General features: G+C 29.3%; 7 protein-coding genes. 6 read left to right on the top strand and 1 reads right to left on the bottom strand.

What is annotated here, in order from left to right:
- The 6 genes from ACULEV_RS14355 (at position 1) to clpX (ending at position 11,592) form a co-directional block, all read left to right on the top strand.
- Positions 1 to 6,891 (top strand): RHS repeat-associated core domain-containing protein, encoded by a 6,891-nt coding sequence (locus tag ACULEV_RS14355; protein WP_445455729.1) that lies wholly within the window; start codon positions 1 to 3, stop codon positions 6,889 to 6,891.
- The gene (locus ACULEV_RS14350; RefSeq protein WP_445455728.1) at positions 6,879 to 7,559 is read left to right on the top strand and encodes a hypothetical protein; all 681 of its coding nucleotides are present in this window, start codon (positions 6,879 to 6,881) and stop codon (positions 7,557 to 7,559) included. The genes ACULEV_RS14355 and ACULEV_RS14350 overlap by 13 nt, the downstream gene beginning before the upstream one ends.
- 184 nt (positions 7,560 to 7,743) lie before the next feature.
- A complete protein-coding gene (locus ACULEV_RS14345; protein WP_445455727.1) occupies positions 7,744 to 8,088 on the top strand; it encodes a phage holin family protein in 345 nt (114 codons plus the stop codon).
- Between the two features lie 141 nt (positions 8,089 to 8,229).
- Positions 8,230 to 9,555: a trigger factor gene (gene tig / locus ACULEV_RS14340; RefSeq protein WP_445455726.1), complete on the top strand. Its 1,326-nt coding sequence runs from the start codon at positions 8,230 to 8,232 to the stop codon at positions 9,553 to 9,555.
- A gap of 80 nt (positions 9,556 to 9,635) precedes the next feature.
- Positions 9,636 to 10,295 (top strand): ATP-dependent Clp endopeptidase proteolytic subunit ClpP, encoded by a 660-nt coding sequence (gene clpP / locus ACULEV_RS14335; RefSeq protein WP_445455725.1) that lies wholly within the window; start codon positions 9,636 to 9,638, stop codon positions 10,293 to 10,295.
- Between the two features lie 64 nt (positions 10,296 to 10,359).
- Complete coding sequence (gene clpX, locus ACULEV_RS14330) at positions 10,360 to 11,592, top strand: ATP-dependent Clp protease ATP-binding subunit ClpX (RefSeq protein ID WP_445455724.1); 1,233 nt, start codon at positions 10,360 to 10,362, stop codon at positions 11,590 to 11,592.
- Between the two features lie 60 nt (positions 11,593 to 11,652).
- On the opposite strand, the gene ACULEV_RS14325 is transcribed toward clpX, so the two are convergent.
- Positions 11,653 to 13,242 carry an OmpA family protein gene (locus ACULEV_RS14325; RefSeq protein ID WP_445455723.1) on the bottom strand — a complete coding sequence of 530 codons (1,590 nt, stop codon included), beginning with the start codon at positions 13,240 to 13,242 and terminating at the stop codon, positions 11,653 to 11,655.
- Between the last annotated feature and the right edge of the window lie 194 nt (positions 13,243 to 13,436).

Genomic DNA, 13,436 nt, shown 5'->3' with positions numbered 1-13,436 from the left:
ATGAGGAAGTTTTTACTATTAGTATTTTTATTTATTTGTATTGGTTCTTACTCACAAACAAATAATTATCACGATACACAAGGGCAGTTTGAAGTTTCTGAAAATGGTCAAGCCGTTTATACTTTGCCCATAGCTTTACCACCAAGTATTCAAGATGTGGGACCAACCATAAATTTAGTATATGCAAGTGGTCAAATGGGAGGTATTGCAGGACAAGGTTGGAGTATAAGTTCAATTTCTGCCATAGCAAGAATGGCAACACGAAAAGACATTGACGGTTATGTAGATGGTGTTGATTTTGATGCTAATGATAAATTAGCATTAGATGGACAACGTTTACAATTAGTATCAGGAAATTATTGGGAAGACGGGTCTGTTTATAAAACAGAAGTATTGTCAAATTCAAAAATTGAATTGTTTGGTTCAGAAACATCAATGTATTTTATTGTTACCTCTCCTGATGGCTCTCGTTCTTGGTATGGAAATTATGGAGGGATGAATGCAGTAGATCTAACTGCTTTTTATATAGTTCGTTTTGAGGATATAAACGGTAATTTTATAACTTATGATTATGCAAAACCATACAACAAATCACTGTGTATTAATGAAATAAAATTTAGTGCCAATGTAAATGGTTTACCCACATCTTTAAATAGTATAAAATTCAATTATAAATTAGCAAAAAGAATTGAGTCAGCATATATTAAGGGTGTAAAACATGAAAAAGTAGAATTGCTAGATAATATTGAAGTTAAAACAAATAGTGTATTATTTAGAAAATATCAATTAACACACATAGTTGACCCTCAATTAGGCTATGAAAGAGTATCTCAACTACAAGAATATAATGGAGCTTTAGAAGCAGCAAATCCAGTTATTTTTGAGTATAATGAAACTAATACGCAAATTAATGGATCTGAATATTTGACTAGTTATAGTAATAATTTAAACTTTAATGATATTGTTCTTTCTGGGGATTTTGATGAAGATGGTAGATTGGATTTTGTTACTGAAAATAAGATTTATAAAAATTTATTTCAAAATGCTACAGGTACAACAATTAATTTACCTTTTACAGTCAATAAAGAGAGTTCTTTTACAGCAACAACTTTATCAAATAATAAATTGAATCAATTTCAGTCTATAGTAAAGTATGAGGATGGAAAGCTAAAAGTTTACAATTTACTTAATGGTTCTGCGCAACTTTCATATGAGAAATTGTTTAGTTTTCCGTTTCATATGAATTGTTTTAATTTAATTATGCCATGTGATTATACAAAAACGAAGTTTTTGGAAGGCGATTTTAATGGAGATGGTATTTCTGAAGCCATAATGTATTTGACATGTGAAAGACCTAATGAAATAACGATAATGAATTCAACAGAATGCGATTATTTTTATTGGATAGATTTAAATCCGAATATATCTAGTGAAGTTGAAGGAGGAGTTTTTGCAGTAAATAATGCACCAGGTGCAGTTGTTTTGAATAATTCTGAATGGTTAAGAGGTGAAAGATATGTTTCTGATTATAATGGGGATGGTAAATCAGATATATTAGTTATTGATAAGTATAATAAGAATTATAAAGTAATTAGCTTTAAACAATTATCTCAAAATCCTTGGGTTGAATTGGAAATATTGGGAGAAGGGAATTTAGATAAATACTCATCAACAAAACAAATTCTTTTTGGTGATTATAATGGAGACGGGAAGACCGATATAATGTTACCAGATACAGAAGGAGGGTCTAATCAGACTTTATGGCATATTTATTATAGTAATCCTAAATCATCAGGAGGCTCTTTTTTTGAATTGGAATCACATAATATAGTGGAATACTGGCCTAATACAGGAAGTTATTATGATACACAAATACATTTTAGCAGTTATTATTCTTTAGATACCAATGGTGATGGTAAGTCTGATTTAGTTAGGATTTGGAGGAAATATTACGAACCAAGTTGGACAATCAATGACCATGATACACAATGGAAGGTTACAACATATGTAAATAATATTGGTAACAATCAATTAACAAGTAAGTTTACTTTAGATTATACTTCTCCATGTTATGGTTCAGGAATTAGTCAAAATTGTAATCATACAAGCGATTCACCTGACTTACCTATACCTGTAATTTCTACTTTTAGACATAGAGGTTTGTCTAAAGATCTTGTAATGGTGAGAAATCATTACAATCAGATTACATATGTTGATTTTACTAAAGATGTAAGTAAAGATGCACAAATCAAAAAAGTAATTTCTTCAGGAGGTAATATTGTAGATGAAGTTGAATATGCAACGATGGAATCAAGTACATTAAATAATGGATTTGGAAATCTTAATGAGTTTTATTCTTCATCAAATAGTTTGAATTATCCTTATGTTGAAATAAAGCGATTACCCACAAATTATTTGGTTAGTAAAATAAAAAATACAGTTGAAGGAATTTCAAGATTTCAGGACTTTAGATATCATGGTTTACAAGTTCATTTACATGGATTAGGTAGTATAGGGTTTAAGAAAACAGCTCGAAGTGAGTGGTATCAAAATGCAACATCTAAACGTATTTGGACTGTAGCAGAAAATAGAGCAGACTGGAGAGGAGCACCTGAAAAGGTTTATACACAATTGATAAATAATGGAAGTTCTTTTTCATTTGTAAATTCTGGTAATCCTAGTGGTATAATAAATAGTTCTATAAATATGTATCAAGCTGATATAGTAAACAATAGTTATAGATTAGTACTCACTAGTAAAGAAACGAAAGATTTTGTAACAGGTGTAACCAATAAAGTAGAATATAGTTATGATAATGATTACTTATTACCTGTAGCGGTAACTACTAAAAATTATACAACAAATCCATCTAATCCAGATGCTATAAAGATAACTACTACAGTATTTGAAAATAATCCAAATGGATTAGGTTCCAGTTATCATATTGGAAGACCTCTTGAAGTGAGTACCACTACTTCTGCTTATGGAGATGTTTTTTCTACTAAAGAAATTTTTAGTTACGCAAATAATAAATTGGTTCAAACTAAAAAGAAAGGAAATAATGAGGCTGATAGTGATAACTATTTAATAGAAGATTATGAGTATAACTTGGTTGGAAATTTAATTAGAAAAACTATTAGTACTAGTGGTTATAGTAGTCCACAAGCAATAACAGCACCAAGAGTTTTGGAGTATACTTATGATACTACAGAACGCTTTATAAAAACTTCAAAAGACATTGAAGGATTAATTGCAACCAATGTTTCTTTTCATCCTATATATGGATTGGTAACCGAGACTAAAAGTCCTTTTGATCTAACTAGTAAAACAGAATATGATAATTGGGGTAAAACAATTAAAATAACAGATTATTTAAATAAAAATGTAAATATCACTTATGCTAAAGCAAATAATGAATATACAGTTACAAAAAATGGAGATGACGGTAGTAGCAGTATTGAGATAAGTGATGCTTTAGGAAGGATTAAAAAAACAGGAGCAAAAACGATTAATGGAAATTGGTCTTATAAAAGTGTAGAATACGATATTAAAGGAAGAAAATACAAGGTAAGTGATCCCTATTCAAGTGCCCCTAGTTTATGGACAGTTTCTACTTTTGATGATTATAACAGATTGCTTTCTACAGTTGCTCCAACAGGTTTAACAACTACACTTACTTATTCTGGATTAACCGTTACAGCAAATGATGGGACAAAAACCACAAGTTCCACTAAAAATGCAAACGGTCATGTTGTTTCTTCTTCAGATAATGGAGGAGTTATTAATTTTAAATATTACGCGAATGGTAATTTGAAAGAATCAGATTATAACGGGACAAAAGTAAGAATGGAATATGATGAGTGGGGAAGAAAAACCAAACTAATAGATCCATCTGCTGGAACTTATGAATATAAACAAAATGTATTAGGTGAAATTTATTATGAGAGTACCCCTAATGGAGTTACTAACATAAAATATGATGGTTTTGGTAAAGTAATAGAAAAAAGCATAAAAGGATTAAATACTAATTCTAAAGAAACATTTACTTACGACACTACTACTAAATTAATAACTTATTCTAAGTTTGAAGATTTTAATGGAGGTTTCTATGATGAATATACTTATGAATATGATAGTTATAAAAGATTATGGAGGACTAATGAAAATAGATTTTTAGCCTTTTTTCAAAGAGCCACATTGTATGATGATTTTGGAAGACCTGAAACAGAGTTCTATAATATGATAAATACTGCGGATGGTAAACAATCTGCTAAATGGTTTAGAAATACTTATAAAAATGGTTATCACTGGCAAGTTTTAGATAATGATTCTAATCATATTCTATGGCAAACTAATGCTGTTAATGAAAGAGGACAATTAACTAGCGCTAATTATGGTAATGGTATAGGGTTGAATCAAGGATACGATCAATTTGGTTATTTACAACATTCAAGACATTTTAAGGATAACGTAACACCTTTTGTAGATGTATTAAATTTATATACTACTTTTGAACCACAAAGAGGAAATCTTACCTCTAGAACAAACAGTTTGTTTAATTGGACAGAGAATTTTCAATATGATAATCTAGATCGATTAACGCATTATACAAATGGTCAGGGAATCCAGGTGGAACAAATCTATGAAGATGATGGGCGTATTAAAGAAAACACAATAGGAAAATACAATTATAGTAATACCACTAAAAAATATCAAAATACTTCTATTGATATAACAGCCGAAGCCAAAGCGTACTATGCTAACAGGCTAGGTTTGTTTAATGATAGTATGGAAGAACAAGTAGGTTGGACAACCTATTATGACCCAAGTGTTTTATCATATGATACAACTGTAGGTTATACAGGAACATCTTCAATAAAAATAAACAATACTACATCAAGTGAGAAAATTATTTTTGCAGAATCATGGATAGCAATAGATAATGCTGTGCCAACTGAATATACCTATTCAGCTTGGGTAAAGAGTGATGGTAGTAATCCACAAGCTGAAGTTTTCTTGTATATGAAAACGGCAAATGAGACTGCTTATGCTACAACTTTTGATGGTGTTCAATCAGCTACTTCAACAGGATGGGTTAAAATTGAAAAAACAGTTTTAGTACCAGCCAATATTAAAAAATTAAATATTCGATTAGATAATAATGCTACAGGAGTTTTATGGTTTGATGATGTACAAATTAGAAAGACAAGTAATGCTACTCCAATTGAAAGACAATTAAATATTTCATACAATGTATGGAAGAGTCCTTACGAAATTCATGAAACAGGTGTAGATCGCATTAGTTTTACTTATAATCATCTGAACAATCGTAGTAGTATGTTCTATGGAGGACTGGAAGTTGATAAAATGCAACGTCAATACCGTAAGCACTATTCTGCCGATGGTAGCATGGAAATTAAGCATAATACGCTTACAGGTGATGTTGAATTTGTTACTTATGTAGGTGGAGATGGATATACAGCACCAGTAGTTTATAAAACAGATGGAACAACAGGAGAATATTTGTTTTTACACAGAGATTATTTAGGAAGCATTGTTGCTATTACAGATGTCTCAGGAAATATAGTTGAAAAACGATTATTTGATGCTTGGGGAGATGTTATAAAAATAGTAGATGGTCAAGGTACTACTTTAACAAATTTTGCGTTATTAGATAGAGGTTATACAGGACATGAACATTTACAAAGTGTAGGTTTGGTTCACATGAATGGTCGTTTGTATGATGCAAAAGTACATCGTTTCTTACAACCAGATAATTACATACAAGACCCATATAATACACAAAATTACAATCGTTATGGATATGTATTAAACAATCCATTAAAGTATAACGACCCTAGTGGAGAAGAATTTACATTATTAACAGCAGTTGTAGTTGGAGCCATTATAAGTGCTACAACATATACGTTAAATGCTTGGATTGGGAATTCACCGTTTTCTTTTGGTGGTCTTTTTAAAGCTTCTTTTATAGGAGCATTAAGCGGAGCAGCTACATTTGGAGTCGGAGAGTATGCAAAAAACATATGTGAGTTTGGAAGTCGATTTGTATTCCAAACCATTATTCATGGCTCACTACAAGGCACATTAGGTATTGTTCAAGGAGGTGATTTTTTTCAAGGTTTTGCAAGTGGATCATTAGCTAGTATGGCATCTGGGTTATTTAGCGGAGGTTATGTCAATAATACGGATAGTTTTTGGAATGGTTTGGGAGGTAAGTTTTCTCAGAGTACTGTAGGTATATTAGCTTTTGGAACTATTAGCGGTGGTGCTGGTGCTTCTTTAGCGAGAGGTAATTTTTGGCAAGGAGCTGCTACTGGATTGACAGTTAGTGGTTTGAATCATATTTTGCATAAAACTAAAAGTATTAATGAAGTAAAAAGTAAAGGAGGTGTAATTCAAACTGAATATCTTGGCAATAAGTCATTTGATTTAGAGGGTTTTAACCAAGCATTAAAAGACGAATTAATTGCTAATGGATTTTCAACAAATACTATTGTTGAAGAATATAGTCTTTCTAAAAGTATTGGATATTGGTTTAGAGGAATTCCTACTGCTAAAATCAATATTCTTAGTTTTTATGCAAGGGGAGCACCTATTGATAATGGTGTAGCAGGGTACGCAGCACTAGGTTCAAATAGTGTTGTGATATATGGAGGAGGAAGTATTTTGGGAAGATATTGGGATCTTGATCCAGTTAGATTAGCAAGAACTGCAGTTCATGAATTAGGTCATGCTATTTTTTCTTTTAATCATTCAAAGAGTGGAGTGATGTTTTGGCAATATGGAGGAGGTAATAAATCTGGTAGTAATGCCTTTAGGTTTAACACTAATCAACTTGAAGTTATAAAAAATTCGCAATGGGGACAATAAAAAGAAGCTATCTTTATGTAACATTAATGATAATAATGATTATCGTGGCTATTATATATAGATATTATAATATAAAAAATGATAGAGTAATTTTTGATTTATATTTTAATAACAAATCTTTTAAAGAATCTAAATTTAATTCGTATTATCTTTTTGGTATTAAAAGTAATCATTCTTACAAAAATTTTGATATATCAAAATTAGAACTAGAAAATAAAAATTTAACGATTATCTCTAGGAATGATACACCATTTTATCACAACTATATAATTTCTAATGATTTTAACAAAATTTTAAAAAATAGTGACTCTCTTTTTTATTACGAATATCAATCACTTAGTAAAACTATTGACTATGAATTATTTTCAAAACTATATGGAGATGATGTAAGTTCTTTAAATACTTACTTTAATTTGATTAGTAATAGCTTTAATAAAACAAAAAAATTCTATTACATAAATGAAATTATTGATAATAATGAATTTAAAATTGATTTTATTAAAAAAATGGAAATAAAAAAAATTATTAGTAATAATAAAAATAAAGATAAATTATATGTTTGGTTTGTTAATTATGGGTTATATGAGTTTAATTTATTAATAAAAAATGATTTGATAGTAGATATAAATGATAAATTTGTATTTTTTATTGGTTTAGAGGTAAATTAAATCCCAGCTGATGTGAGCATTCCGCTCGTATCTATAATAAATAGAAAATTAGAACCCTAAAAGTTGTAGTTTTTTATTAAGTTTTATTTACGCGTAATAAAATCTACAAACTAAAATTCGTAAAAAACATTTTATATTAAAAGACACCTATTGTAGGTGTTTTTTTTTATCTTTAAAATAAAAAATGAATTTACTAATTAAACTTTTAATCACTACTGTTCTAGTTGTGATTATTTCAAGATTTTTACCAGGAGTAGAAGTTACAAGTTATAAAAGTGCTTTTATAATTGCCATTGTGTTGGCTTTGTTAAATCTTTTTTTGAAGCCTATTTTGGTGTTGCTAACAATCCCTGCAACCATAATTACATTAGGCTTGTTTTTGTTAGTAATCAATGCAGTAATAATTTTAATTGGTGACTCTTTAGTTGATGGTTTTGCTGTGTCAGGCTTTTGGACGGCTTTGTTTTTTAGTATTATCCTGTCAATTAGTCAGTCAATACTAAATGGAATATTTGTTGATAAGAAATAAAGTAAATAATAGAAATATTTATTAATAGAGTGGTAGAAATTAAATTTACATATTTGAAATTCAATTAATTAAAAAGTTGCTTGAGTTGTAAAAAATATTTAATTTTGCAACCCAATTTTCATGTCAATAAAAAATAACATAATGAATATTACAAGAGAGCAAGTTGATGCTTTAAATGCAATTGTAAAAGTTGCAGTTACTAAAGAGGATTATGCAGATAAAGTGCAAAAAGTATTAGCAGATTACAGAAAAAATGCTAACATACCAGGTTTTAGAAAAGGGGCTGTGCCAATGAGTTTGATTCAAAAACAATATGGTAAGTCAGTTCTTCTAGATGAAGTAAATAAAATATTACAATCTTCTTTGAATGATTATTTAGTTGAAGAAAAATTAGATATTCTAGGAAATCCACTTCCAAAAATTACTGAAGATTTTGATTGGAGTAAAGATGATTTTACTTTCGAATTTGAATTAGGATTAGCTCCAGAATTTTCTGTAGATTTAGCTGCAAAGTCAAATGTAGCAAAATTTGATATAGTTGCAGATGATAAAATGTTAGAAGAACAAGTTGAGCGTATTCAAAAGCAATATGGCAAAATGATTTCTCAAGATAAAGTGAAAGAAGATCATACTATAAGAGGGACTTTTTTTAATGAAGAGAAAGGAATTAATAATACAACAAATATTACTTTGGATATCTTCAATGATAAAAAAGTGGCAAAGAAATTTGTTGGTAAAAAAGTGGGAGATGTTGTTGAGTTAGCTACAAAAGGGCTTTTTGATGATGACCATAAATTAATGGACTATTTAAAAGTGTCTCATGATGATGTTCATGGTCTAGATGTAAATGTAGCTTTTACAATTGAAGAAATTAATGCAGTTGAAAAGGCAGAATTAAATCAAGAATTGTTTGATAAATTGTTTGGTGAAGGAAATGTAACTTCTTTAGAAACTTTAAAAGCAAAGATTAAAGAAGATGCTGAAGCTCAATTTGCACAACAAGCAGATCAAAAATTCTTAAATGATGTTATCGAATCTTTAATAGAAAATACAAAGTTTGAATTACCAACACAGTTTTTGAAAAAATGGATTCAAACAGTTGGTGAAACTCCTTTATCAGAGGAACAAGCAGACGAAGAGTATGCAAAATCTGAAAAAGGATTGCGTTATCAATTAATAGAAAATAAAATTATTGCTGCAAATAATTTGCAAATTCAATTTGAAGATTTAAAAGCACACACTGCCGAATTAATCAAAAAACAAATGGCTCAATTTGGTCAATTAAATCCAACAGACGAAGAAGTGGAAGGAATTGTAGCAAGAGTACTTTCTAATCAAGAAGAAGTAAAACGTTTGTCTGAACAAGTGATGAGTGAAAAAATGTTGACGTTGTTCAAAGAAAAAATTAATGCAAAATCGAAAAAAGTAAACTATCAAGAGTTTATTAAAGAGATGTATGGAGAATAAATTCTCATAAAAAATAATTATCTTTGAACGTCAAGCTTTGGTTTGACGTTCTTAGTTTATAAACCAATAATAAAGTTACGATGAATTACGGAAAAGAATTTAAAAAATATGCAACTAAGCATCATGGAGTAAATAGCTTGTACTATGACAAAATTATAAATAGTATGACTCCATATATTATAGAAGAGCGTCAAATGAACGTAGCATCAATGGATGTTTTTTCTCGTTTAATGATGGATAGAATTATTTTTATGGGTACTGGTGTAGACGATTATGTAGCCAATATTATCCAAGCCCAATTATTATTTTTAGAAAGTACAGATGCTTCAAAAGACATAAGTATATATATAAATTCTCCAGGAGGAAGTGTATATGCAGGATTAGGTATTTATGATACTATGCAATTAGTTAAACCAGATGTAGCTACTATTTGTACAGGTATGGCTGCTTCAATGGGAGCTGTTTTATTATGTGCTGGTGCAGATGGAAAACGTTCAGCTTTACCACATTCTAGAGTTATGATTCATCAACCTTCTGGAGGTGCTCAAGGTGTAGCAACAGACATGGAAATCAACTTAAAAGAGATGTTGAAATTAAAAGAAGAGTTGTACCAAATTATCTCTCAACATTCAAAACAACCTTATGAAAAGGTTTATAAAGATAGTGAAAGAGACTATTGGATGATTGCAGCTGAAGCAAAAGAGTATGGAATGATTGATGAAGTATTGATAAAAAATTAAAAAAAAACAGAAGTAGAAATTTAAAAATTTAAAAATACTAATTTCTACTTCTAAATTATATAAAATGGCAAAAGAGGTATTAGAGTGTTCTTTTTGTGGAAGAAAAAAGCCAGAAACTAGTTTGTTAATAGCGGGTATTGATGCGCATATATGTGATAGATGTATTGAACAAGCACACGGAATAGTTTTAGAAGAATTAAAGCAAAGTGGTAAAACCGAACTTTTATCGGATTTAGTTTTATTAAAGCCAAAAGAGATTAAATCTTTTTTAGATCAATATATCATTGGTCAAGATCAAACTAAAAAAGTAATGAGTGTTGCGGTTTATAATCATTACAAAAGATTGATGCAAATACAGTCTGATGATGAGGTTGAGATTGAAAAAAGTAATATCATAATGGTCGGACAAACAGGAACAGGTAAAACATTAGTAGCAAAAACAATCGCTAAAATGTTGAATGTTCCTCTTGCAATTGTTGATGCAACCGTATTGACAGAAGCTGGTTATGTTGGTGAAGATGTGGAAAGTATTTTAACACGTTTATTACAAGCAGCCGATTATGATGTGGATAAAGCTCAAAGAGGAATTGTTTTTATTGATGAGATAGATAAAATTGCTCGTAAAAGCGATAATCCTTCTATTACTAGAGATGTTTCAGGAGAAGGTGTGCAGCAGGCTTTGTTGAAACTTCTAGAAGGAACTGTGGTTAATGTTCCACCAAAAGGAGGAAGAAAACATCCAGATCAGAAATTTGTTGAGGTTAATACACAAGATATCCTATTTATTGCTGGTGGTGCTTTTGATGGAATTGAAAAAATAATATCAAAAAGATTAAATAGGCAAGCAGTAGGTTATAGTACTTCTAAAGATATTACTGAAATTGATAAGGATAACTTATTGCAATATGTTATTCCTAAAGATTTAAAAGACTTTGGGTTAATTCCTGAAATTATTGGACGATTGCCAGTATTGTCATACATGAATCCTTTAGATGCAAAGACACTTAGAGCTATTTTAACAGAACCAAAGAATGCTTTGGTAAAACAATATAAAAAATTGTTTGAAATGGATGAAGTAGATTTTAGTATTCAAGAAGAAGCACTTCAGTTTATTGTTGAAAAAGCATTAGAGTATAGATTAGGAGCGAGAGGACTTCGTTCTTTATGCGAAGCCATTTTAACTGATGCAATGTTTGATTTGCCTAGTTCTTCTGAAAAGGAATTAAATGTTACTAAAGAGTTTGCTGAACATAGTTTGAATAAAAACTTATTACAACGATTAAAAACAGCATCATAAATAAATCAAAAAATCCCGAAAATTTTCGGGATTTTTTATTAATAATAGAAACATCATTTTCTAGTTACTCGAAGCATCACTAACTTCTAGTGTTTTATTTATTAGGAATTCAACGCGTCTGTTTTCTGAATCTTGAATTTCTGTGCAAACTTGGCATTTGTGTAAAGGTCTCGATTCTCCATATCCGTTATAACCTAATCTAGACTTGTCAATACCTTTTGAAATTAAGTATTCATAAGTAGATTTAGCTCTTTTCTCTGATAGAGCAAGGTTATATTTATCAGATCCTTTATTGTCAGTATGAGCATTGATAACTATTGTCATATCTGGTATTTCATTCAATACAGCAACAATTTTGTTTAATGATAATTGTGATTCTTCTTTAATAGATGTTTTGTTAAAGTCAAAGAAAATATTCTCCATAACTATAGCATCATTAATTATTTCTGCTTTTTTCTGATTCATATTAATGGTTTCAGCAACAAAATTGTTATCTGTTGAAGCAGTAACCGAATTTATATTAGGTTCATATCCTTCTTTATTGGTAGTAATTGTATATGATGTTAATGGTTCAATAGTTAGTTTTATTTCTCCATTATTGTCAGTTTTAGTTTCTTTTATTTTGTTGCCAAATTCATCCGTAATAATGACATTTGCATTTGGTAATTTTACTTTTGAATTATTCTCAACTACTAAAATATTTAATTGTTGCTCTTGTTGCTGAATGTCAAAACGATATACATCAAAATTTTCTTTATCGTCTTCTTTGTTTATGGAAATATATCCTTCGTTTTTGTTTACTAGGATATAGGCTACTTCGTCTTTTTTAGTATTTAAGCCAGAACCTATGTTTCTTGTATTAATATAGGTTTCATTTACTATAGAACTTCTAAAAACATCATATCCTCCAAAAGTATTGTGACCGTTTGAAGAATAAAAAATATAATTACTGTCTGGAGTTATAAAAGGATATTTTTCATCTTTTGCTGAATTTACCTCTTTCCCTAAATTTTTAATATTCTCTATTGTTCCATCCTTTTTTATATCGGCAACGTATATATCATATCCACCAAAGCCTCCAGACATATTTGAAGAAAAATAGAGTTTGTTAGTAGATTTACTTAAAAAAGGAGTTTCTACAGAGTATTCGGGTTTTGTAATGTTTATTTCAGTAATATCTTTCCAGTAACCTTGTATTTCTATATCTAAAACAGCTTTGTATAATTTAAAATTATCAGAGTTATCAGAAGTATGTGTAAAATAGATTGTTTTCTCATCTTCTGAAAATGTCATAAAACCTTCATTAAATTCAGAATCTAAGAGTGTTGAAAATTGTAGAGGAAAAGATAAGTTTCCGTTTTTGTCTACATTGGTACAATAAATATTATTATTAAACCTATTTAAAGCCTCGTTAAAAGTAGTTTTTGTATGCCTTCTTTTTTTGTTAGATACAATTAAGAATTTGTCTCTAAAAAACGTTGCGCCAATTTCAGATAATTCAGTATTAATACCAGTATCAGTTAATATGTAGTTTAATAATGAATTATTATTTAATGTTGTAAAGTTTTCTGTTTTTGAATCATCAATAAATTGATCTTGACTCATCCCTAAAAAAGGAAAACAAAAAACACATAAAAATAACTTTTTCATAATATTGGTTAATTTGACTTAGCAGTTGCAAATATTAAGTCTAATCACCCCATAAAAAAAGAATAATCGGTTAATTGTTAAAAAACTCGTTATAAAGACATCTATTACTGATTCTAAAGTTTATTTTTAGTTAAAATTTGGATAATAATTTAAAAATCAGTTTCTTACTTCTCAAAAATAAACTTAACAAATAG

Source organism: Flavobacterium sp. HNIBRBA15423, assembly GCF_052655965.1.
The sequence above is the reverse complement of the archived record's forward strand: the minus strand, read 5'-3'. Positions and strand labels throughout refer to the sequence as shown.

Excerpts from the sequence above, each read along its gene's own strand:
- clpP (WP_445455725.1), top strand. The coding sequence starts at position 9,636 with ATGAATTACGGAAAAGAATTTAAAAAATATGCAACTAAGCATCATGGA.
- ACULEV_RS14345 (WP_445455727.1), top strand. The coding sequence starts at position 7,744 with ATGAATTTACTAATTAAACTTTTAATCACTACTGTTCTAGTTGTGATT.
- ACULEV_RS14350 (WP_445455728.1), top strand. The coding sequence starts at position 6,879 with ATGGGGACAATAAAAAGAAGCTATCTTTATGTAACATTAATGATAATA.
- tig (WP_445455726.1), top strand. The coding sequence starts at position 8,230 with ATGAATATTACAAGAGAGCAAGTTGATGCTTTAAATGCAATTGTAAAA.
- ACULEV_RS14355 (WP_445455729.1), top strand. The coding sequence starts at position 1 with ATGAGGAAGTTTTTACTATTAGTATTTTTATTTATTTGTATTGGTTCT.
- clpX (WP_445455724.1), top strand. The coding sequence starts at position 10,360 with ATGGCAAAAGAGGTATTAGAGTGTTCTTTTTGTGGAAGAAAAAAGCCA.
- ACULEV_RS14325 (WP_445455723.1), bottom strand. The coding sequence starts at position 13,242 with ATGAAAAAGTTATTTTTATGTGTTTTTTGTTTTCCTTTTTTAGGGATG.